The organism is Levilactobacillus hammesii DSM 16381 (genome assembly GCF_001434395.1).
In the GTDB taxonomy this organism is placed as follows: Bacteria; Bacillota; Bacilli; order Lactobacillales; family Lactobacillaceae; genus Levilactobacillus; species Levilactobacillus hammesii.
Window position 1 is genome coordinate 162,246 of record NZ_AZFS01000060.1, and the last position, 22,996, is coordinate 185,241.

Annotated in this window: 19 protein-coding genes; 15 read left to right on the plus strand and 4 right to left on the minus strand. The window is 40.6% G+C overall.

The annotated features are described in order from the left end of the window. Nucleotides 1-32: 32 nt before the first annotated feature. Entirely contained in the window at nt 33-1,040 is a 1,008-nt protein-coding gene (asnA, locus tag FD28_RS08540; protein ID WP_057734556.1) for an aspartate--ammonia ligase, read from the minus strand. A 784-nt stretch (nt 1,041-1,824) separates the two neighbouring features. On the opposite strand from asnA, the gene FD28_RS08545 reads away from it, so the two are divergent. The 15 genes from FD28_RS08545 (at nt 1,825) to FD28_RS08615 (ending at nt 17,983) form a co-directional block, all read left to right on the plus strand. Further along, nucleotides 1,825-3,243 carry an amino acid permease gene (locus FD28_RS08545; RefSeq protein WP_057734558.1) on the plus strand — a complete coding sequence of 473 codons (1,419 nt, stop codon included), beginning with the start codon at nt 1,825-1,827 and terminating at the stop codon, nt 3,241-3,243. A gap of 213 nt (nt 3,244-3,456) precedes the next feature. Further along, complete coding sequence (locus FD28_RS08550) at nt 3,457-4,524, plus strand: LCP family protein (RefSeq protein ID WP_057734560.1); 1,068 nt, start codon at nt 3,457-3,459, stop codon at nt 4,522-4,524. 318 nt (nt 4,525-4,842) lie between these two features. Then, on the plus strand, nt 4,843-5,640 hold the full coding sequence (locus FD28_RS08555; RefSeq protein WP_057734561.1) for a YveK family protein: 798 nt from the start codon (nt 4,843-4,845) through the stop codon (nt 5,638-5,640). Nucleotides 5,641-5,649: 9 nt separating this feature from the next. Beyond that, the gene (locus tag FD28_RS08560) at nt 5,650-6,405 is read left to right on the plus strand and encodes a CpsD/CapB family tyrosine-protein kinase (RefSeq protein ID WP_191982168.1); all 756 of its coding nucleotides are present in this window, start codon (nt 5,650-5,652) and stop codon (nt 6,403-6,405) included. After that, nucleotides 6,405-7,187: a tyrosine-protein phosphatase gene (locus FD28_RS08565; protein ID WP_057734565.1), complete on the plus strand. Its 783-nt coding sequence runs from the start codon at nt 6,405-6,407 to the stop codon at nt 7,185-7,187. Before FD28_RS08560 ends, FD28_RS08565 begins: the two co-directional genes overlap by 1 nt. Further along, on the plus strand, nt 7,187-7,855 hold the full coding sequence (locus FD28_RS08570) for a sugar transferase (protein WP_057734567.1): 669 nt from the start codon (nt 7,187-7,189) through the stop codon (nt 7,853-7,855). The genes FD28_RS08565 and FD28_RS08570 overlap by 1 nt, the downstream gene beginning before the upstream one ends. Nucleotides 7,856-7,874: 19 nt before the next feature. Continuing rightward, entirely contained in the window at nt 7,875-8,654 is a 780-nt protein-coding gene (locus FD28_RS08575; protein ID WP_057734666.1) for a DUF4422 domain-containing protein, read from the plus strand. A gap of 29 nt (nt 8,655-8,683) precedes the next feature. Beyond that, nucleotides 8,684-9,802, plus strand: a complete 1,119-nt coding sequence (locus FD28_RS08580; protein WP_057734569.1) for a glycosyltransferase — start codon at nt 8,684-8,686, stop codon at nt 9,800-9,802. A 19-nt stretch (nt 9,803-9,821) separates the two neighbouring features. After that, the gene (locus tag FD28_RS08585; RefSeq protein WP_057734571.1) at nt 9,822-10,922 is read left to right on the plus strand and encodes a glycosyltransferase family 1 protein; all 1,101 of its coding nucleotides are present in this window, start codon (nt 9,822-9,824) and stop codon (nt 10,920-10,922) included. A gap of 26 nt (nt 10,923-10,948) precedes the next feature. After that, nucleotides 10,949-12,091, plus strand: coding sequence for a CDP-glycerol glycerophosphotransferase family protein (locus tag FD28_RS08590; protein WP_057734573.1), 1,143 nt, complete (start codon nt 10,949-10,951; stop codon nt 12,089-12,091). 28 nt (nt 12,092-12,119) lie between these two features. Then, nucleotides 12,120-13,007, plus strand: coding sequence for a glycosyltransferase family 2 protein (locus FD28_RS08595; protein ID WP_057734575.1), 888 nt, complete (start codon nt 12,120-12,122; stop codon nt 13,005-13,007). A gap of 63 nt (nt 13,008-13,070) precedes the next feature. Further along, nucleotides 13,071-14,384, plus strand: a complete 1,314-nt coding sequence (locus FD28_RS08600) for an O-antigen polymerase (protein WP_057734577.1) — start codon at nt 13,071-13,073, stop codon at nt 14,382-14,384. Nucleotides 14,385-14,415: 31 nt separating this feature from the next. Then, entirely contained in the window at nt 14,416-15,534 is a 1,119-nt protein-coding gene (gene glf / locus FD28_RS08605; protein WP_057734579.1) for a UDP-galactopyranose mutase, read from the plus strand. Between the two features lie 8 nt (nt 15,535-15,542). Next, a complete protein-coding gene (locus tag FD28_RS08610) occupies nt 15,543-16,958 on the plus strand; it encodes an oligosaccharide flippase family protein (protein ID WP_057734581.1) in 1,416 nt (471 codons plus the stop codon). Between the two features lie 41 nt (nt 16,959-16,999). Then, the gene (locus FD28_RS08615) at nt 17,000-17,983 is read left to right on the plus strand and encodes an LCP family protein (RefSeq protein WP_057734583.1); all 984 of its coding nucleotides are present in this window, start codon (nt 17,000-17,002) and stop codon (nt 17,981-17,983) included. 672 nt (nt 17,984-18,655) lie between these two features. Here FD28_RS08615 and FD28_RS08620 read toward each other — a convergent pair. The 3 genes from FD28_RS08620 to FD28_RS08630 form a co-directional block, all read right to left on the minus strand. Beyond that, entirely contained in the window at nt 18,656-19,888 is a 1,233-nt protein-coding gene (locus FD28_RS08620) for a glycosyl hydrolase family 28-related protein (protein ID WP_057734584.1), read from the minus strand. A 217-nt stretch (nt 19,889-20,105) separates the two neighbouring features. Continuing rightward, complete coding sequence (locus FD28_RS13530; protein WP_057734586.1) at nt 20,106-21,512, minus strand: tyrosine-protein phosphatase; 1,407 nt, start codon at nt 21,510-21,512, stop codon at nt 20,106-20,108. A gap of 343 nt (nt 21,513-21,855) precedes the next feature. Beyond that, nucleotides 21,856-22,803, minus strand: coding sequence for an NAD(P)-dependent oxidoreductase (locus FD28_RS08630; RefSeq protein WP_057734588.1), 948 nt, complete (start codon nt 22,801-22,803; stop codon nt 21,856-21,858). Between the last annotated feature and the right edge of the window lie 193 nt (nt 22,804-22,996).

Sequence of the window (22,996 nt, forward strand, 5' to 3'; positions counted from 1 at the left end):
CGCTTTCTTTCTATATTATTAAGTTCTTAATTTTAGAGTAAGTGAATGTTGGCTGCTTCGCATTGATCGATCATGGCTTGTGGCCAGATGGACGTTTGGACTTCACCCACGTGGGCTTTACCCAGGAGTAGCATACATAACCGGGATTGGCCGATCCCACCACCAATGGTGTAAGGGAGTTCTTCGTTCATAATCATTTTGTGATAAGGCAGGCTTAACCGGTCTTCGGCGTGGGCAATCTTTAATTGTTTCTTCATGGATGCGGCATCGACCCGGACACCCATGCTGGAGATTTCAATGGCCTGTTGTAGGGGTTCGTACCAGAACATGATGTCACCGTTCAACTCCCAGTCATCGTAATCAGGGGCTCGGCCATCGTGCCGCTTGCCGCTCTTGAGGGCGCCACCAATCTTCATCAGGAAGACACAGCCGAGCTTCTTGCTAATGGCGTTTTCACGTTCGCGAGGGGTCATCTCAGGGTACATGTCTTCGAGCTCTTGCGTGGTGATGAAGTGAATTTCATCTGGTAAGTGGTGAACGGCTTGGGGGAACTTGTACCAAACTTCGTGTTCCATGTGCTTGATGACCTTGAAGATGGTGCGGACAGTGGACTTGAGCGTTTCTTCAGTCCGTTCGTCCTTGGCAATCACCTTTTCCCAATCCCATTGGTCAACGTAGGCGGAGTGGAAGTTGTCTAAGTCTTCGTCTTTACGAATGGCGTTCATGTTGGTGTAGAGGCCTTCGTGCATCTTAAAGCCGTTCTTCTTTAGGGCAACCCGTTTCCACTTGGCCAGGGAGTGGACAATTTCAATGGTAGCATCGCCCATGTCGGCCATGGTGAAGGAGACGGGCTTTTCAACACCGTTTAAGTTATCGTTCAGACCGGTGGACTTTTCCACAAACATAGGTGCCGTCAGACGAGAGAGGTTGAGCTGCTTGCCGAATTCTTCCTGGAAGGTTTCCCGGATGTAACGGATGGCTTCCTGAGTGTCCTTAACAGATAATTTTGGATCGTATGATTTTGGAATAATTAAATGCATAAGCAATTCTCCTTTGGGTTTTAGGTTCAGATAAAATAAAAAAAGTTTTTCCATCCCTTGTGTAATCAAGGGACGAAAAAACTTTCGCGGTACCACCCAAGTTGCCCACTCTAGAAATGGACCAGCTCAATTAGAGTACAAACATACTCTACCGATGGTAACGTACCGGTCGACGGCTAGCCCTACTGCGATGACCTCGTTTCAGGAAGCAACTAAGAAAGTGTTATTCCGAATAGCCACACACTGATTGGGTTTGCACTAAGTCCCAACTCACTGACAGGGTGACTAGACGTACTCGTCTTTCCTCCGTTTTTTATCTTATGGGATTAATCCTAGCACCTTTTTTTGATTTGTAAACATAAAAATTAGAATTCCGCGAGAAAAGTTGCCAGAAATGACGCCGAAAAGCCGCGGTATTATTGGCACGAATGAGAATTGAATTTTTTTGACTGACGATGACGGGGAGAGCTTCTTCCAGGGAAGTCGGTCTTAAAGACTGGCAGCAGACGGTCATGGTGTTCAGGCGGGGAAGCGGCGGCTAACTAGACCCAAATGAAGCGAGAATGATTAACTTCAGAAACAATCGGATTATGATCCGACTGTGACGGTCAGCCGGTTAAAGTGACGATTCAAAATCGCCGGTTGGTCAATTAAACAACCCAACGAATCCCGGCAGAATACGCTTTCAGCGCAATTTTCATCTTGACATTCCGACCAATCAAAATTAGAATGTAATAATTAGTCTTATCAAATTCTCATTATATGAGCGGAAGGAGGAGTCGCAATGGCAAAGCAGCCACTACAACTATTTATTAAGAAACAGGTGCAGACTGATTTATACAAGAAAACGGGGTTGGAAAAGACCTTAACCGCGTTCAGTCTAACCACTATGGGGATCGGCGCGATTGTCGGTTCTGGGATTTTTATCACGCCCGGACTGATTGCCGCTAACTATACAGGTCCCAGCGTGATGCTCTCCTATGTGATTGCCGTGGTCGTCTGTGCCATGGCGGCGCTGTGTTACTCTGAATTTTCCTCAACGATTCCGCTGGCGGGGAGTGCCTATACCTACGTCTACGCCGTGTTTGGCGAATTTATCGCTTGGATCCTCGGTTGGGCGTTGATTTCGGAGTATCTCTTCGCCGTATCTTCAGTGGCCGTGAGCTGGTCCTCGTATTTCCAGAACTTGATGGGTGGTTTCGGTATTAAATTACCACCGTTCCTTCAAGCTGCAGCGGGAACCGCCGGGGTCAAAGGTGGCGGCATTGATATTGTGGCGCTGCTGATCACGATGCTGGTAGCCGCGTTACTCTCTAAAGGGATTCGCGAGTCGGCCCGCATCAATAACATTATGGTGATCGTTAAAATTTTAGTTATTTTATTATTTATTGCTATTGCTATTTTTTACGTTAAGCCCGCCAATTATCGGCCATTCATGCCCTATGGGACGCACGGTGTTTTCAAGGGGGCGGCCGTGGCTTTCTACGCCTACATTGGGTTTGACGCGGTGTCGACGGCGAGTGAAGAAGTGAAGAATCCCAAACGAAACATGCCCATCGGGATCATTTCCTCCCTGTTGGTGGCGGCGGTGCTTTACATTGGGTTATCTGCCGTATTAGTTGGGGTGGTTCACTATACCAAGCTGAGCGTGGCCGATCCCGTAGCGTTTGCGCTTAACCTGATTCATCAGGATTGGGCAGCTGGCGTGATTTCCTTCGGGGCGATCGTGGGGATGACCACGGTGCTGATCGTGATGTCCTACGGGGGCACGCGGTTGTTGTTTGCCATCAGTCGTGATGGCTTACTGCCAGCGTCACTGAAAAAGCTACATCCGAAGACGCACGTGCCCGTGGCCAATACCTGGATCTTTGGGGTCGTTGCGAGTATCTTTGCGGCCTTTATTCCGATTGATAAGATCGCGGAACTGGTTAACATTGGGACGTTGTCCGCATTTGCCATGGTATCGTTGGGAATTGTCTTCCTACGCCATGACGAGCGATTTAAGGATATGGAGACCTCGTTTAAGGTGCCATGGTATCCCTTCCTGCCCATAGCGTCCTTCCTGGCCTGTGTCTACCTGATGACGCAGTTGCAACCTTTTACCTGGGAAGCATTTGGTATCTGGGTAGTCTTGGGCCTGGTCGTCTACGTGAGCTACGGCTATCACCATAGTCGGGTCCGTCGTGAGTCCCTGGCGGAGTAAGCTGGCGTCCTTTACGAAACTAAACACGAACGAAAAACTCATACATCGAAGCGTTGCTGCAGAGACGGCAACGCTTTGTTTTTTATTAAGAATGTCATGAACTCAGGAAGTGTTAAGGAAAGGCCTCTATAATGGACGAGTCAGTTAATGAGAGAACAATTTAACCCCATCCGGTAAGCTAACGGGTGGATGGAAGGGTGGTAAACACAAACCATGGAACCACGACACAGACCAAGAAGAAAGCGTCATCCCATACGGAATATTATTATCATTGTAATTCTAGCCTTACTGGCTGGGGGAACGGCGTATGGGATGCATAAGTATGAAAGCCTCAAGAACACCGTTAAGACCTCTTATAAGGCGTCTGGAGCGAAGAAACTCCGGAACGTGGATGCACAGCTATCGGGGAAGAAGCCCATTTCGATTTTGTTGATGGGAACCGATACGGGGGCTCTGGGACGGACCTTTGCCGGACGGACGGATAGTATGATGGTGGTCACCATTAATCCGAAGACCGATAAGACCACGATCACGAGTATTCCACGGGATACGGCCATCACGATTCCGGGTTACGAAGACTATGGGATCTCGAAGATCAATGCGGCTTACGCCTATGGGAAGTCCAAGACGGCCATCACCACGGTTCAACAGATGCTGAACGTGCCGATTGATTTCTATGCCATCATTAACATGGGTGGGATGGAAAAAATTATTGATGAGGTCGGGGGCGTAACGGTGACGCCGACGCTGAGCTTTAGCTATGGTGGCTACACGTTTAAGAAGGGCGTTAAGACCCACATGAACGGGAAACAGGCCCTGGCTTACGCGCGGATGCGGGACGACGATCCACAGGGAGATTACGGTCGGCAAACGCGGCAGCGAAAGGTGATCATGGCCTTGCTGGCGAAGTCTGGCTCGGTTAGCACCTTGCTGAACGAGCAGTTTATTAGCTCACTGACGAAGCAGACACAGACCGACTTGACCTTTAACGATCTGACGGCGCTGACCACGAATTACCTGTCGGCAACGAAGCATATCAAGACGACTCACCTGCAGGGAACGAGTGAGACCATTAACAGTCAAAGTATGGAAGTGGCCTCGAAATCCGAACTACAGCGAGTGACCAATTATATCCGAAATGGCTTAAGCCTGGCTTACAAGAAGACCGGGACGATTGCGGATATGAGTACGTCAGGAGCAACGACGACCAGTACAGATACGACAAATAGCGGTAACAGCGGGAACACCGGAGATTCGAATGGTGGGACTGGCGGTTACTAAATAATAATGATGCAATCAAAAGGCACCCACTACAACGATCAGTTGTGGTGGGTGCCTTTTGACTTATCACGGGAAAACCGAACAAATTTAGACAAGGCGTGTCGGATGTGACAGGAAAAGCGTAATGAGAATGTATTAATTGCGGACAATATATTATAGTATAATAAGATGGTTGAACAATAATATTCTAGCTGTGATTATACAGTTATGCATAAATGTCATTGATATTAATTAACTTGAGTGATAACATTTCTCTTGTTGTCGTTTTTGAGTGGCTTTAGTAAGTTCGATAAACAAACTGTAGTGTTGGAGGAGAATATGGATTCAGAACAGACAATAAGTTTGATGCAGATTATAGGTATCTTGTGGAAACATTTGAAGATGATTGGTGTCACAACACTCGTGGTTTTCATAGCCACTATTTTTATCACTTTTTTTGTGATGACGCCTAAATACGAATCGACGACGGAAATTTTGGTCAACCGCAAGCTTTCGCCAGAAAATCAGGGAGCACAACTTCAACAGGTGCAGGCTGACGTTCAGATGATTAGTACATATAAGGATATCATTACCAGTCCAACCGTGTTGACCACGGTTAATAAGACGGTCAGCGACTATCCAGGCTATCCGGGTTCTATGGCAGGGATTAAGGACGCACTTAAGATCAGTAATGAAACCAACTCACAAGTTTTCTCGGTAACGGCAACTGCGACAGATGCAAAGACGGCAGCTGCAATCGCTAATGAAACGGCTAAAGTTTTTAAGCAGAAAGTTGTGAAGATGATGAGCGTGAATAACGTTTCAATTGTCTCACGTGCAGTGCCAGATTACGACGCAGTGAGTCCTAGGAAAGCCTTGAATTTATTGGTTGGAATTGTTGCGGGGATACTATTGGGAATTATGTTGGCTTTCATTCGAGAGGTGACCGATCGAACCGTCACCACGGAAGCGTTCTTGACGGATGAGTTGGGGTTAACCAGCTTGGGCGTGATCAGTGAGATTGATCAGGTTGATGTGAAGAAAAGAATTGGTCACGTTCATCGCCCAGAATCTAGCGTATTGATTACTGATGGCAAGGGTGATGTCGAGACACGAGAACGGCGTAGAAGGGTGTAGGTGATGACAATGGCATGGTTTAAGAGCCGGAAAAAGAAATTAGATGACACAAGCCTAAAGTATGGGGTTGGTCTGGTTACCTATACTGATCCTGCAGGACAGATATCGGAACAGTTTAAAACGGTTCGAACCAACATCCAATTTTCCTCTTTGGGGAAGGACCTGAAGTCGGTTTTGTTTACATCCTCGGAACCCTCAGAAGGAAAATCGACCGTCAGTAACAACATGGCCGTCACTTGGGCCGATCAAGGAACCAAGGTTATTCTCGTTGATGCTGACTTGCGGCGACCAACTGTACATAAATCATTTAGCGTTAGCAATCGCGCGGGTCTGACCAACTATCTTTCACAGGCGATGGATTTAGCGGCTGTTATTCAGCCGACAATTATCGATAATCTGGATGTGATTAGCAGTGGGCCGATCCCACCGAATCCGGCAGAACTGTTGGGTAGCGATCGTGTTCAGCAGTTGATCGATAAGCTAAGTGAAAAGTATGATTTAATCATTTTTGATGCGCCGCCAGTCAATACGGTGACAGATTCACAGTTATTGGCTGCTCGAACCGATGGCACTATTTTAGTTGTTCCACAAGGGATTGCTGATAAGAACGGTGTGCGGCGGGCTAAGCAATTGCTAGAGACAGTGCACGCCAATATTTTGGGTGCAGTGATGAATCGTGTAACGGCTCAGAAGTCTGAGGGCTATTACGGTGGTAGCTATTATGGTGGTAACTATGGTGGATATTATGGGACTGATGGTAAGTAATGGGATTAATTGATCTACATTGTCATATTTTGCCGGGTGTTGACGATGGTTCGAAGGATATGGAGATGTCCTTGGAAATGGCACGAGTGGCTGTTAAACAAGGTATCTCGCATATTTTAGTGACACCGCATCATATGGATGGGATGTATCTGAACCATAAACAAGATGTCATTGCTAAAACAGATGCCTTCCAGGCTGCGTTGGACGCTACGGAAATACCGCTGACGGTGTTCCCGGGACAGGAGGTCCATTTGACTGGAGAGCTCCTAAAGGCGTTGGACGCGGATGATATTTTGTTTATGGATGAGGGTGGCCGGTATTTGTTATTGGAATTGCCGCACAGTGGGATTCCAGAGTATACCGAAGACATGATCTTTGAGCTACAGGCACGGGGGATTACGCCAGTGATTGCGCATCCGGAAAGAAACCATGGCTTTCAAAAAGATCCGGACCGCCTGTATGATTTTGTTGAGATGGGATGTCTGACACAGCTTACAAGTAGTAGCTATCTCGGTATTTTCGGTGATAGCGTTAAGAATTTAACAGCAAAGATTATTAACGCCAACTTGGGATTTGCTTTTTCATCTGATGCGCATAACTTTGAGGGTCGTCGTTTCTTGATGGATGCCGCATTTGATAAGCTAGTAGACCAGGTTGGGGAGCAGGGTGCACAGACGTTTAATGAAAATGCCAAAGCGATTGTTAATGGGGATGATGTCGTGATGCCGGAAGTGAAGAGAATTTCGGCGGTGAAGAAGAAACGGAGGTTCTGGTTGTTCTAATGGAGTATAGCAATGAAAAGCTTAAATCCCTAGCGGTTGATGTTCAGTATGAACAGCACCGATACATATATCGAGTTGGTAAACGAATTTTTGATTTCGTAGCGAGCTTGATTGGTCTAGCAGTATTGTCACCGGTTTTTCTAATTGTAGCGACAGCTATTAAATTAGAGGATCCCGTTGGACCAGTTTTTTATGCACAAGTACGGTTGGGCAAGCACCAGCAAAAGTTTAAAATGTATAAATTTCGATCAATGGTTGTTGATGCCGATAAAAAACTGAAGAAGTTATTGAAACTTAATGATGTTGATGGCGCAATGTTTAAAATGAGGGAAGATCCACGCGTGACGACTGTGGGTCGTTTTATTCGTAAATATAGTTTGGATGAATTGCCTCAATTAGTAAACGTGCTATTGGGGCAGATGAGTCTAGTAGGGCCGCGTCCACCTCTGCCACGTGAGGTTGCAGAGTATACGGATTATGATAAGCAACGGTTAATTGTGAAACCAGGATGTACAGGTCTATGGCAGGTTACCGTCAGAAATAATGCTAGTTTTGATGAGATGCTCCGTCTAGATTTGGCTTATATAAGTCATCGTGGAATTAGGTTTGATTTATGGATACTCATACATACTGTATTTGTTTTTTTTAAACCCAATGGTGCATACTAGCTTTGAAGGAGTGCTAATTATTAAAGTAAAAATTTTAGTGGCAGCCCATAAGGCTTTTCCGATGCCAGATGATAAGACCTTATATTTGCCTGTCTTGGTTGGGGCAAAGCAAAATTATCGTTCGGGAATTACTTATCAACGGGATGATGAAGGGAAAAATATTTCTTATAAAAATACTAATTATAATGAATTGACAGCAGTTTACTGGGCATGGAAAAATTTAACAGGGGTAGATGCGATTGGCTTAGTGCATTATAGAAGAATGTTCTTCTTAAAACGATCCCGAAAATTAGAGGATGTTTTGAAACTTTCGGATGTAACGCACATGCTAGAAAAGTACGATGTCGTTTTGCCTAATGTACGAAAGTATTATATTGAATCTAATTATTCTCATTACGTGCATGCTCATGAAAAAATGCCCCTGTTAAAGCTACGTGAAGTAATATCTGATACATGCCCAGATTATTTAATTAGTTTTGATGATGTTATGAGAAGACGTCAGGCTCATATGTTTAACATGTTCATAATGAAGCGCGAAAAATTTGATGATTATTGTAAGTGGATTTTTGAGGTCTTGCATCAATTAGAGATTAGAATTGACATTAGTGGTTATTCCGATCAGGAGAAGAGGGTTTTTGGCTACCTTTCTGAATTACTTATGGACGTGTGGATAGATAAAAATGAAATTAATTATGGAGAGGTTCAATGGAGACAATTGGGTAAGCGACATCCAGTTAAAAAAGTTTTCTTTTTTATGCTTCGAAAGTTAAATTTAGGTGGGAAGGTAACTCATTTTTAAATTGGTTTTATTATGTATGGAGGAAATGTATGAAAAGAATTTTAGTTGTGGGAGATTATCAAAAAGGAAGTGGACTAACTGGATATATTATGTCCTTATACTCCCAAATGGCCTCCACTGATAAATATGAGATTAGTTGCTTATCTTATTCGGGGAAAAAGAATATGGATAGGATTATATGCAATAAATCTTGGCAAAAATTCGATGTTGTACCAATTACGCAAGATATTCTTTTGCATATTCTTCAAATGAGAGCTTTTTTTAAGGAACATTCTTCTAGTTTTGACATAATCCACTTTAACTACTCTGCTTCGTGGAATTTTTTTGGAGTTTTATTTGCAAAAATGTACACTAATGCGAAAATCGTTGTACAAAGCCACAATGTTTATTACAGTAAGACTCCGACGATTTTTCAAAAGATTTTACTGGGATTGGTTAATCGCTTTGGTAGGATGATCTTTAAAAGATGTAGTAATGTGATGTTGGCGGTATCAGTTGATGCGGCTAACTGGATGTTTGGGAGTTCAAAAAGGGTTGGCATTTTAAAGAATGGCATAGATGCCCAGAAATTTTTGTATGATGAGAGTAAGAGGAAAAGCCTCAGGTTGGAGAATAGTTATACAGAGGATGACTTATTAATCGGTTTTGTCGGTACTTTGGAAGAAAGGAAAAATCCGATTTTTGCGATCAAGCTGATTGAAAGGTTATCGGATGTAAATTCCAATTATAAATTGTGTATGTTTGGCAGAGGACCTATGTATGAAGAATTAAAGAGAATTGTCCATCGCCGATCCTTAGAGAATCAAGTTTGTTTCTTTGGTGTTGTGGAAAATTTAAATGAATGGTATTCAGCATTAGACGAGTTTATTTTTCCGTCTAAAACAGAAGGATTTGGTTACGCATTGTTAGAGGCGCAGGCAAATGGATTGCCTTCTATTTGTTCTAAGAATATACCGGTTGAGGTTCAGCTGACAGATACCGTCAGAGAAATTTCAATTGATAAGATTGATGACTGGGTTAATGAGATTACTGAATCCAGATCCGCACGGGCTGAAAACTCCAAAAGGAATATAAAGACAATTGAAAATGCCGGATACACAATTAGAATGATGGCGGAATCATTTGGGAAAATGATAGACAGTCTTTGAGGGAAATGAGTGAATCAGTATGAAGAAGATATTGTTAATTGGTATGACAAGTGGCGTTGGTGGGATTGAAACCTTTATTATGAATTTACTAGATAGAGTCGATAGAAGTAAATATTCTATCGACTTATTACTTTTTCAAGATGTGGATGAAAAATTTTCTAAGAATATAAAAAAAGCCCGTCATGTATTTAAAGTGCGGTCTGTGCGACATCATCCAATAGGCTGGTTTTTTGATATTATTAAATTTTATTTCACACATAAATATGACATCGTACATGCTAATGAGTGTTCGGCAAAGACCTTTCTATATTGCTGGCCAATTATTTTTCAGAAGAATGTAAGATTTATTGTTCATAGTCACAATGGTAGTGATTCTGGCAAATTCATGCATTTCTTTATGCGTCCCATACAACAGATCTTTACGACTGATAGATGGAGTTGCTCAACAGAGGCCAGTAAATGGATGTTTGGGAAAGAATTTATGAATAAGTATCATGTGGTAGACATTAAGAATGGTATTGACGTGTCTAAATATCGTTTTTCGAAAACGATTCGAGATAATTATAGAAATAGACTACATGTTGATTCTAACACGGTAGTTGTTGGTAGTATTGCAAGATTAGAAGAACAAAAGAATCATGCTTTCTTGTTGAAGATTTTTAAGAATTATCTTGATAGAAATCCAAACTCCCTTTTGCTAATTGCAGGAGAAGGCTCTTTAAAGAAGCAGTTGGTAAATGAGACTGGAGATTTGGGTATAAAAAGTAGAGTGAAGTTTCTGGGGAATAGAAATGATATTCCCAACTTACTTCAAGCGATGGATATTTTGATGATGCCATCTTTATATGAAGGGATGCCCTTTATTGGTATGGAGGCACAGGCAGCAGGTATTCCTATTGTTGCTTCAGATTCTGTTGACCATGATTTGAATATTACAAATCAAGTAACATTTCTAAAGCTGAGTGATCCAGTGAGTGTATGGTGTGATCAGATGAATAGTTCGCTTAAAAATAGTGTTGATCGTGAAGATTTTGAATTATTCAAGTCATGTTTTTTGAAGGAAGGGTATTTGATAAGCTACACAATTGATAAGATTGAAAAAGAATACGACTTAGCTTAGATTCAGTTTTATTAAAGGAGAGCCTTATGAAAATAAAGCAGTATGTAAAGCCACTACTAACACTAATAATAAAGCTTTTTTGGATATTTCCAATTAAAAAAAATAAAATACTATTTTCTGCATTTTCGGCTCGCTCTTTTTCTGATAATCCTAAGTATATTGCTAAGCAAGTGATTGATGAAAACTTGAAAGTCGATTGTGTCTTTGTTTTAAGAGCTCCCGGAGAAGTGACTTTGCCCGATGGCATAAGAAGTGTGAAGTATAACACTCTACGCTTTTTATACGAGTTGGCTACATCAAAAATATGGGTAGATAACACACGTAAACAAAACTTCGTTGTGAAGAGACGGGGTCAGGTATACATTCAGACTTGGCACGGATCGATTCCATTTAAAAAAATTGAAAAGGATATTGAAAGTACACTATCTGATAAGTATATAAAAACAGCTCAGCGTGATTCAAAAATGATCGACTATCTATTGACGAACAGTTCTTTTGGAAAAGAGATATGTAGAAACGCGTTTTGGTATGATGGAGAAATTAGAACTACCGGAACGCCCAGAGTAGATAAGTTGTTAACCGAAAGTGCTAATTTGAGGATGCAGGCCATCAACGCCTTGAGATTGGATCCAAAGACGCATTATGTACTCTATGCCCCTACTTTCAGAGATAACGGTGATACCCGTATTTATAGAATTGATTTTAAGAGAATTTCGCAAATATTTGCTGACAGGTTTGGTGGTGAATGGAAAATCATTTTAAAGCTGCATCCGAATATTAAAGATATTGGTCTAGGGCTTGATGGTGTCATTGATGCTACTTCATTTCCTGATATAATTGAGCTTTATTCGGTTGCCAGTGTACTTGTTACTGATTATTCATCAGCTATGTTTGATTTTTCTTTGACCAAGAAACCAGTTTTCTTACTGATGGAGGATTGGAAATCCTTTTCAAAGATTAGATCGACATACTTTAGGAGAGAGAAACTGCCATTTCCAGTTGCAAATAATATTGATGAATTAAGTGAAAAGATAAATGATTTCGATGCAAATGTCTATGCTTTGAAGCTGAGAAGGTTTTATGGAAAGCTGAGTATAGTGGAGGATGGTTTAGCAAGCCATCGTGTGGTTTCTCTCATGAGAAATGTTATTTCAGATAGTAATCGGTAATGTAAATTTAAAAGAGGGGGGATATGTTGTGAAAAGAGTAGTGGCAATTGTAGTTACGTATAATAGAGTGGAATATCTCAAAGAGTGTGTAAGAGCAATCTTGAAGCAGAATAGTCCAGTTAGTGAAGTGTTGGTTATTGATAATCATAGTTCTGACGATACGCAAGATTATATGGAAAGTATTGCAGATAATCATTTCCGTGTGAATTATGTTAGGCTTTCGAAAAATATTGGTGGATCCGGCGGATTCTTTGAAGGAATCAAGCATTCAATGAGTCTTAACCCGGATTATCTTTGGATTATGGATGATGATACTATTGCAGACCAAAATACACTTAGCAGGCTTTTAGATGCAGACCGAGTGTTGGATTCAGATTGGGGATTTCTTTCAAGTAATGTTCGGTGGAAAGATGGTACCTCTGCCAAAATGAATCAACTGATGCCTGAAAAATTTTGGTCTGAGAAGGTTGATGATGGATTAATTGCGGTTAGATCGGGTACGTTTGTTTCGGTTTTAGTTAAATCTACTGATGTAAAAAAGTATGGGCTGCCAATTCCTGAATTTTTTATTTGGGGAGATGATACGGAGTACACACAAAGAATGAGTAGTGATCATCAGGGATATTTTGTTGCGAATAGTCATGTAGTTCATAAAACACAACAGAATCTGAATGTGGATATTATAAATGAAAAAATAGAAAAAAAGCTAGCTAGATACTTTTACAGTTATCGCAACTCTTTTTATAATTCTAGAATGGAAAATAGGGGATGGATCTTCTTCTTTAAATCATTGGTTACACTCACTAGGCTAATTAAATCTAACGATCGTTTGAAATGGAAGAAAATAGGAATGTTATGTAAAGGTTTATACAAAGGAGCCTTCTTTAATCCCGAAATTCGGTTTTATCGAAGCTAAGATGAGTAGATTTATTCCGTGAGCATGATATAAAGCCGATCATTTTATTGAAGGAGGTAGCAAATGTTATTATTGTTAATAGTCTTGCTCTTTTCCCTACTTCTTCTCAGTTATGTTTTAAATAAATATGAGCTTTTGGCTCCGTCTTCTTTATTTACGGCCTCAATTTTTTTCGGTGTTGTGTGGGCATATATGTATAGAGATGAATGGAGTTTAAACCTGCATGATAATACCTTTTGGGTCATAATTGGTGGCGTTTTTACTTTTATTATTGTTGCGTTATTTACGAACGAGCTATTTAGTTTTGAAAAGGAAAGTAAAAATACGGTCAGATCTTTTGAACCTATTGAAACATGGAAACTATTAATAATAGTTTTAATAGAGCTATTTACGATTGTGTATTCAATACATGAAGTGAGGATAATTTCTCCAGCAGGTAGCTTGCCTGAGTCAATTTCTCTATACAGGGCACAATCGTTGAGTAATAGTGGAAACTTTGATACAAGCTTGCCTAGAGTATTGAATTTACTACGAACGTTTACTGATGCGGCAGGTTATTTTTTCGGATTTGTTATTGTTAAGCGTTGGGCTCAGAAAAAAAAGTTAGATTTCTTCTCATTGCTAATTGTTTTTTTTAGTGCTGTTAACAGCGTCCTTTTGGGGGCAAGAAGTGCATTGCTTACGTTGATGATATGTTTAGCCGTCTATGTGTACGCATTTCTTAAAAAAAAGAATAGTTGGAGTACTAAAGGAAATTTGAAATTAGTTTTTATTGCATCATTGTTGTTCATACTAGTTGTATTTTCATTTCAAAGTTTGGCCTCGATGATGGGTAGAGACACTTCCGAGTATTCTTTTGGATATTATCTAGCCATTTATTTTGGAGCCGAAATAAAAAATCTTGATATATTCTTACAAGGTACTTTTCCAGTACAGGATGGTATTTTTGGAGGGCAAACATTCATTTTTCTTCATAAGGCCTTGGCGCCTTATATTGGAGTGAATTCACAGTATTATACTTTAGATTTACCGTTTCTCAGCGTTAATGGCCTAAGCTTGGGCAATGTGTACACAACATTTTATCCATTTGTCTATGATTTTGGATATGCAGGGGTGCCCTTTTTGGTAGGAATTATGGCTATAATAAGTCAGATATCTTTTAAAACGTTCAAGCATTTTAGCAATAGAGGTGTTTCAATATCAGTTTTAATTTATTCGAAGATTGTTGCAGCGCTAGTACTATCCTTCTTTTCAAATAAATTTTATGAAAATATATTTAATTCTGGTTTTATCAAGACAATCGTAATTTGGATGATTCTTGACTGGTTACTTTTTTTAAATAAAAAGTTCAGAGTTCAAAGAGAAAAAAACGTGTAGATTGGGTTATTAGTACAGAGGGAGTGTGTTTATGTCTAATTATGTGGTTGTTGGTTCGGGATTGTTTGGCGCAGTATTTGCATATGAGGCAGCAAAACGTGGTAAGCATGTTACTGTATTTGAAAAAAAAGATCATATTGGTGGAAATATATATACAAAGGAAATTGAGGGCATACAAGTTCATATGTATGGAGCACATATTTTTCATACAAAGATGAAAAATATTTGGGATTATGTACAACAGTTTGCTGAATTTAATCAATATATTAACAGCCCAATTGCCAATTATCATGGTGAAATTTATAATCTTCCCTTTAATATGAATACTTTTAATAAGCTTTGGGGGGTTATCACACCTGATGAGGCTAAGGCTAAGATTGAGGAACAGAAGAATGCAGTTTCGCTGACTAGTAAGCCAACAAATCTTGAAGAACAGGCAATCTCTTTAATTGGAACGGATGTTTATGAAAAACTGGTCAAAAGCTATACTGAAAAGCAATGGGGGCGGTCGGCAACCAAATTACCTTCATTTATTATTCGGCGATTGCCAGTGCGTTTTACATATGATAATAACTATTTTAATGATCCATACCAAGGTATTCCGATCGGGGGATATACGCAAATTATTGAAAAACTTTTAGATAGTAGTTTGATCAACGTAAAAACTAATATTGATTATCTTGAACATCGTGATGAGGGCATTGAGCACGGGGCTAAGGTGATTTATACAGGAATGATTGATCAATTTTTTGATTATAAATTGGGTGCCTTAGAGTACAGAAGTCTTAAATTTGAGACAGAAGTGAGAAATGTGGATAATTATCAAGGAAATGCGGTGGTTAATTATACGGATGCTGATCATCCATACACTCGAATCATTGAGCATAAGCATTTTGAGTTTGGCAAGGGAAATAAAGGAAAAACGGTTATTACCTATGAATATCCTCAGGCTTGGCATCAAGGAGATGAGCCGTATTATCCTATAAATGATCAGCAAAACAGGTCCTTATATAAGAAGTATACAGATCTGGCAAAATCTAAAGTGCCCAATGTTGTTTTTGGTGGACGGCTTGGCCAATATCGTTATTATAATATGGATCAGACTATTATGGCTGCACTGCAGGTTGTTCACCGAGAGTTTGGGGATTAGGTGATCTTATGCAGGTCGTTCGGAATTATTTGTATAATGCTTTTTATCAGGTATTTATTTTATTGGTTCCTTTGGTTACTACGCCTTATTTATCTCGTGTTTTAGGGCCAACTGGGATAGGAATTAGTGCCTATACTAACTCAATTATTCAATATTTCATTCTTTTTGGTAGTATGGGTGTTAACTTGTATGGTAATCGACAAATTGCTTATGCTCGCCGGAATTATCAAGAGCTGACCAGAAACTTTTATGAAATATTTTTAATGCGTATTCTGACTATTTTATTGGCTTCGTTAGCTTTCTTTGTGTTCTTGATGTCGACGAGTCGTTACCATGTATATTACTTGGCACAATTTGCATCTTTACTTGCGGCAGCCTTTGACATTTCATGGTTTTTCATGGGTGTCGAAGATTTCGCGGTAACAGTATTACGAAATTTAGTTGTAAAAATTGTCACGTTGATTAGCATTTTTACTTTTGTAAAAAATGAATCGGATCTTGGCTTGTATATTTTACTCCTGTCAATTTCGTTGTTGTTAGGGAATTTGACTCTATTTCCTAGTCTAAGAAAGTATATTGGTCGACCAGTCTTTAACGAGTTAAATGTCGGTCGTCATTTATTACCATCTTTGGCATTGTTTATTCCCCAGATTGCAACTCAAGTTTATTTAGTCGTTAATAAAACAATGCTGGGCGTGATGACATCAGTTCAAGCGGCAGGGTATTTTGATCAATCTGATAAAATTATAAAAATGATCTTGGCCATTGTGACGGCAACGGGAACAGTTATGCTTCCGCATGTGGCTAATGCATTTGTTAACGGTGATCATGAAAAGACGCGAAACTACTTGTATGAGAGTTTTTCTTTTGTTTCGGCAGTTGCATTTCCGATGTATTTTGGAATAATGGCTGTGGCGTCAAAGTTTGTTCCACTTTTTTTTACTGATCGTTTTAGACCAGTGACCTTACTGATGACAATAGAATCAATCGTAATTATATTGATTGCTTGGAGTAATGCGGTTGGAACTCAGTATCTTTTACCTACGAAACAGACAAAGCCTTATACAGTGTCAGTTGTTCTTGGTGCTATCGTTAATATTATTATAAACATCCCTCTGATTACTCTGTGGGGAGGTGTAGGAGCTGCAGTAGCAACGGTCCTTTCAGAGTTGACAGTCACGGTTTACCAATTGTGGATTGTTCGTAATCAGATCAAAGCTAATAAGTTGTTTGCTGGTACAAGTAAGTACCTAACAGCGGGAGTGGTGATGTTTGTAGTCGTAAAAGTTATGGATCGACAATTGGCTAGCTCTTGGTTGGCATTGACGGTAGAGGTTATTATTGGGATGGTTATTTATGTCTTAATATTGATTATTTTACGTGCCGGAATAATAAAAAGGGCACTTCTCTTATTGAAAGATTAACAAAGAACATTTTTAAGATAGATATGAGTGGAGGTATCTAAATGCAACATACTAAGAAGAAACATATATTTAGGAATGCTATTTTAATTATAATTTTGATTTTTATTGTTGCTGGTGTAGCTTATGGAATGGAAAGTTATCGTAACATTGAGTCTACTGTGAACAGGTCCTTTAAAGCCTCTGGTGTTAACAAACAGCGTAATGTGAGTCAACAAATTAAAAGAAAAAAGCCAATCTCTATTCTTCTTTTAGGGACTGACACAGGAGCACTCAACCGGACTTATAAAGGGCGAACAGACAGTATGATGATTGTGACATTAAACCCTGATAAAAATAAAACAACGGTCACAAGTATTCCTCGTGATACAGCCGTAGCAATTCCTGGATTCGAGAATCGTGCGCCGTCAAAGATTAATGCAGCGTATGCTTGGGGGAGTTCTAAAACAACGATTAAGACTGTTCAGAAGATGTTAAATATTCCAATTGACTTTTATGCATTGATTAATATGGGTGGAATGAAGAAAGTCATCAATGAAGTCAATGGTATCGAAGTTGTACCGACATTATCTTTTAAGTATGAGGGATATACATTTAAGAAGGGAGCTAAGACCCATATGGATGGGGCAGAGGCTCTAGCTTATTCACGTATGCGGTATGATGATCCCAACAACGACTATGGACGGCAAACGCGGCAGCGATCTGTTTTGGTGGCTTTAGTAAAGAAGAGTGGTTCAATTTCAACGCTTCTAAATCGATCATTTTTAAACTCTTTGTCGAGTCAAGTTCAAACTGACTTGAACTTTAATAATTTAACGGAGTTGGCTAAGGATTACCGCTCCTCTGATAAGATAGTCAAAGAGACTCATCTTCAGGGGCATGGCAAGGAAATGAATGGTCAGGATATGGAAATGATGCATAAAAAAGAACTGCAACGTGTCACAAATCATATTCGAGATGGGTTGGGCCTTCCGTATAAGTCAACAGGATCAGCAGCCGTTTTTAGTAATACAAGTAACTTTCCTTGATTAGCTTATTCTTTCCTAAGATTAATGATGGGCATTTATTTTTGTCTTGTTTTGAATGTTGTCAAAAATTAATATTTCCATGTAAATATAGATTGTGGAGCATATCATAGGTACCATTATAATTGAATTAAATACCTGTCAAATGACGGGGCTATAGATTTGAACATACAAAGTTTTGAGGTTATGAAACATCTGTTGTTGGTAATCAAGTTGCTTGATTACCAACAACAGATGTTTTTTTATTCTTTAAAAAATTATCATAAGTACATTCGTGTTACTAGCGTAGTGCAGTTGTCTACACCTTTAACATTGATAATGAACCACAATAGGCATACGAATTGCTACAAAACTCGGAAGTGTTGTTAAACATTAGGACGTTACGTGACTCATAACAGTATTAAACAGAAGACGCAGCTACTTAGCAGAAATTGAAAGTTTTCTAGATACTCTAAGGAATAGTTGAGATTCTATCTATAGCATCTTGATTTATAAATACTTGAGTAGATCGATGAAGGGCATCAAAGGCAAAAGTAAAGTCGTCGAACAGACTAAGTTGCGGTTCTGGCGGCTTTAGTAGGTTTAGATTAAGGATTCATCTTGCCTTTGATCTAAAAGAGTTGCGTAATCACACTGTGATTACGCAACATCAGAAGTACATTACAAATAATGATTTTATACGTGGCGATGGATAACTTTGTTGTTAGAAATTTTAGTTGTAGTCGAATTTATTGGGAAATTTTCTTTGACGAAAGGAACCTTTGCATTTTTATTTACTACGTTGTTCCCAGTAATATTAACGTTTAACATGGGATTTTTTGGATTGGCGTTGTTAAGAAAAATATATTCTTTGTTTGGATTGATATTGATGAAGGAATTACTTTTAATATTTAAATTTTTCATTTTATAGTTAGCTAAAAGATTACTAAGACAGATATAATTGCCAGTTCGTATAACCTGATGGTTGACAAAATTGTTATTTTCAATCCAGAGATTAGAGACATCGATGAATCGAATAGTGGCATTATCTTTTTGCATCAATGGTTTAGGATCAGTGACAGTGTTATGAGTGAAGTGAATATCGTGAATGATTCCGGCTTTGCCCTTATTAAAAATAGCATGTTCACCAATGGGATTTGGTGCATATGAGATGATTTTTCCAGAGTTACTGTAAATTGGTAAAAAAATATTATGACTGACTCTTACGTTGTAAGTTGGTAAATTGTCATAATGATCTCCGGAATTTCGGTAGGACATAGCATTAGGATTAGAATAATCGATTTGTATGGCTTCTTTAAAGTCTTGAGTCGATGTTCCGTTGAAACCTGTAAAGCTCGAATTTTTAATGTTGATATTGCGGCTTCCATCTAGATCAATATAGTGACCAGTAGGTGCTTCTGCATTGTAAAAAGAGCATTTATCAAATGTTACATTTGATGCGTGGTGCACACTTTGAGTGAAAAAGCTTTGTTTTGATAAAGCATTGTCTCCTTGGAAGGTAGCTCCTTCCCATTTGACATCTTTAATTCCACCATTGTACCCAGCTTTAGGGCTTGGATAGACAAAGCACAGCATGTGACCAGAAGTAATTCGGAAGATAGCGCCTTTGTCGAATTCAAAAGTAATATTCGAGTGTAGTTTAATAGCACCGGAGTCAAATAGATAAGTTCCTTTAGGAACGTGAATGGTCAAGTCGCCATCAGAATGTTGGTTTATAATGTTTTGTAAAGCAATATTATTAGCAGTTTTATTGTCACCCGTCATACCTTGGTCCTGAACGTTTATCGTTGTATCGGCCTGAGCCACAATTTGGTTTGATCGCGATACTAACGGTGAACCATTGATCCCCAAAATGATTGTTCCCACAGCAACTGCGAAAAATAATTTGAAACTTCCCCAAAAGTTCAAAAAATCCCCTCCAATTTCAAAGCTCTAACAGTTACATTATTGTGAATATGAGAAAATCAGCTTCTCGTAATAATTATCGCATGAACAGTCAATTTTTACTATTAAATAGCTCTTCACTTTGTTCATAAGTTAAGTTGGTAAATTTAGGAGATAAGTAGTGTAAAAGCCCATGAAAAGCCAAGACTACCGGCTTTTTCATGGGCTTTTAGCGCGTTATTTATTTATGATGGTCAGTCGTATGTGTCGTGATCTTAACTACATAAGCCTTCAAAATCCAAGCCTTATGACCAGCATGATCTTTGACCTTGTAGTAAGTGTAAGTTTTACTCTTAATCTTAATACGTTCAACGTTAGTCAACTTCCAAGTTGTCCGCTTATATTTCTTGTTCGTGTGGCCCAGAAGTTTTTGCAGGTGAGCGTCCTTAAACCACTTCTTGTTGCTCTTCAGGTGGTAGACATACTTCGTGTTAAGCTTCTTACTTGAAGTAATCTTACCCTTGACCTTCTTGGCTTTGTGAGGGGCCTTGTCAGGCTTTGCCGCTGGGACGGCAGTGTCCGCCGCATGACCGACAGTTGGCTTATTAGTTGGTTTTGCAGCCTCAGACGTTGGTTTCGTCGTAGGGGCTGGAACTGGCGCTGGCTTAGCAGGTGCCGGTACAGGGTTAGTTGGCGCCGGTGCTGGCGTTGGCGCAACCTGATCATTTTCCTGGTAAGGCAGGTTCAACCCATCAGCGGAGACTAAGTACATGGCGCGCATCTTTTCCTGTTGTGGACGGGAGAAACCGATGACGTTGGTGATGTAGCGATCCATCGTCGTGTAGCGCGTCTTGATTTCGCGGAAGTATTCCTTGAGCCAGCTGAGCTTAACCGTTCGACCCGTTTGAGCCGACTGCATGAAGTCATTGGTGATGGTCTTTTCATCCATACCCAGGATCGTCATGATCAGAACCGTCGCGATACCAGTTCGGTCCTTACCTGAGGAGCAGTGGTATAACGTAGCAAAGTTATTTTGCAGAAGCATGTTTAAGAAGCGGTTGTAGCCCTGGATAGCGGATTGGCCGAATTCCAATTGTTGAACGTAGAAGCCACCGTCACCGGAAAATTCTTCGCTCAACGCAATACTGTCGGTGTAGGCTTTTTCACCCAGGATAGAAATGCTGGTGTTGTCTACGCCAGCGATGTGTTGATCGGGAAGACCACTGATCTGGCCATCCGTTCGGAAGTCAACAATAGAAGTTACGTGGCGATCAGCAGAAAGAATCCGCTTGTCATTATTGTTAATCTTATTTAAGTTGTCAGAACGAATTAAACGGTTCTTTTTAATCTGCCATTTACCATCCGCGGTTTTGTAGCCGCCGATGTCACGGGTGTTTTTAGTTCCCGCTAGTTTGATCAGCGTATCGTTAACGTTACCATAAAGGGCAACGGGATCAGTGGGTTCTTCTGTGACGTGTGGTTGATCGGTCGTGCTATTGCTAGTCTGGTTTCCCGTGGTGGTCGTTTCGGTCGTCACTGGTGTTTGTGCGGTCGCAGTGGCTGCTGATGCGCTGGGCACACCCACACTCATTAGTGATAGAACGACGCCGGCGAGGCTTAATGATTTGACAATAGTTGATCGGTGCATGTATGTGATTCCTCCTAATTGGGTCAGTAAATTTAAGACATAAACTAGCGTAACAGGAGAATGTAGTGGGGATGTAGATTTTTTGTATTAATTTTGTAAAGCTGCAAAAAGATGGTAATACAATTATATTTTTGAGCGCGGTATCATGTACGTGACGAGGGGGATACGCGTGATTTTACATCAATGAGTTACTTATGATAAATATTGATAGCTACAGCTTATCGTGATCTTGAACGGGAGTCGCGCAGCTTACAACCGACCATAAAAAAGATGTCACCGCCTGGCAAAAATTGACCGTTGTCAGCGATGACACCCTTTATTTTAAAGTTAACGTTTAGACTGTTTAGTAGCCCAAAGACACATCCGTCAAATTAACCGGTAAGCTCCCATCATTCAACCAGGCTGACAGGTTCTTCTCAAAGATCCCCAGAATGGGCTTGGTGTTTTCCTTAGCGAAACCGGTCTCGTGTGGCGTGACCAGGACATTTGGATAATCCCACAGCCGTGAGTTCTTGTCCAGTGGTTCTTCCTCGAAGACATCTAAAGCCGCGTGGAGCACGTTTTGATAGAGGAGGGCGTTCATCAAGGCTTGTTGATCGACCGACTTGCCACGTCCAACATTGACGAAAACGTTGAGCCCATCCAGCTGCTTAAAGAAGGTTTCATCGAAGTAGTGGACGGTGGTACTGGTGGCAGGCATCGCGTTGATAACAATGTCTGCGTTTTTCAGTAACTCGTAGTCGTTGTCTAGGCTAACGGCTGTCTCAAAGCCGTCCACTGGATGGCCCGAGCGGTTCACACCGGCTGGACGATTGCCGAAGCCATTCAGTAATTTGGCAATGCTTTGACCAATACTGCCAGTCCCGTAAATGACGACTCTTTGGCTAGCCAGCAGGCTCAGGTCATCCCGAGCAGGTTGTTGCCAAAAGTGGCCGGCTTGATTCTTCACGGCTTCATTGAAGCCCCGAACAAAGTAAAGCAAGTAGCCTAACGTTGATTCCGCAATTGCCGGTGAATAAACGCCGCTGGCATTCGTTACCTGCACATCGTGGGCTTTAATCCAGTCCAAGGGTAGGTAATCGATGCCCGCACTGACCGTTTGAATCCACTTGACGTGATTGTTGGGCGCCATCAATGCGGCTGGACCCACTTCCTTATCCCAACCAAAGATGATGGTAATGGGGGACTGACTTTCCCAGTCTGCCGCATCCACAATCTCTACGCCGGTCTGTTCCAGCTGGGTCCGTTGTTCTGCTGCCAATGGTTGTAGGGCAAGTACGCGTTCTGTCATGATGAAAAACCTCCTCATACCTATTACTTATCTATATTTTATCACGACTTTGTGCATTTTATCCGAGAAATTTGTAAGCGTATGCATTAATTTTAATTAAATTTAGCACACTTTTTTCAATGTGTTACGAAAATCAGCGAACATTTTTCACATAAATTTCGAATATAATCCATTATCTTTGGGATATTGAGGC

Coding starts and splice junctions, on each gene's coding strand:
- asnA (WP_057734556.1), bottom strand. CDS start 1,040: ATGCATTTAATTATTCCAAAATCATACGATCCAAAATTATCTGTTAAG.
- FD28_RS08545 (WP_057734558.1), top strand. CDS start 1,825: ATGGCAAAGCAGCCACTACAACTATTTATTAAGAAACAGGTGCAGACT.
- FD28_RS08550 (WP_057734560.1), top strand. CDS start 3,457: ATGGAACCACGACACAGACCAAGAAGAAAGCGTCATCCCATACGGAAT.
- FD28_RS08555 (WP_057734561.1), top strand. CDS start 4,843: ATGGATTCAGAACAGACAATAAGTTTGATGCAGATTATAGGTATCTTG.
- FD28_RS08560 (WP_191982168.1), top strand. CDS start 5,650: ATGGCATGGTTTAAGAGCCGGAAAAAGAAATTAGATGACACAAGCCTA.
- FD28_RS08565 (WP_057734565.1), top strand. CDS start 6,405: ATGGGATTAATTGATCTACATTGTCATATTTTGCCGGGTGTTGACGAT.
- FD28_RS08570 (WP_057734567.1), top strand. CDS start 7,187: ATGGAGTATAGCAATGAAAAGCTTAAATCCCTAGCGGTTGATGTTCAG.
- FD28_RS08580 (WP_057734569.1), top strand. CDS start 8,684: ATGAAAAGAATTTTAGTTGTGGGAGATTATCAAAAAGGAAGTGGACTA.
- FD28_RS08585 (WP_057734571.1), top strand. CDS start 9,822: ATGAAGAAGATATTGTTAATTGGTATGACAAGTGGCGTTGGTGGGATT.
- FD28_RS08590 (WP_057734573.1), top strand. CDS start 10,949: ATGAAAATAAAGCAGTATGTAAAGCCACTACTAACACTAATAATAAAG.
- FD28_RS08600 (WP_057734577.1), top strand. CDS start 13,071: ATGTTATTATTGTTAATAGTCTTGCTCTTTTCCCTACTTCTTCTCAGT.
- glf (WP_057734579.1), top strand. CDS start 14,416: ATGTCTAATTATGTGGTTGTTGGTTCGGGATTGTTTGGCGCAGTATTT.
- FD28_RS08610 (WP_057734581.1), top strand. CDS start 15,543: ATGCAGGTCGTTCGGAATTATTTGTATAATGCTTTTTATCAGGTATTT.
- FD28_RS08615 (WP_057734583.1), top strand. CDS start 17,000: ATGCAACATACTAAGAAGAAACATATATTTAGGAATGCTATTTTAATT.
- FD28_RS13530 (WP_057734586.1), bottom strand. CDS start 21,512: ATGCACCGATCAACTATTGTCAAATCATTAAGCCTCGCCGGCGTCGTT.
- FD28_RS08630 (WP_057734588.1), bottom strand. CDS start 22,803: ATGACAGAACGCGTACTTGCCCTACAACCATTGGCAGCAGAACAACGG.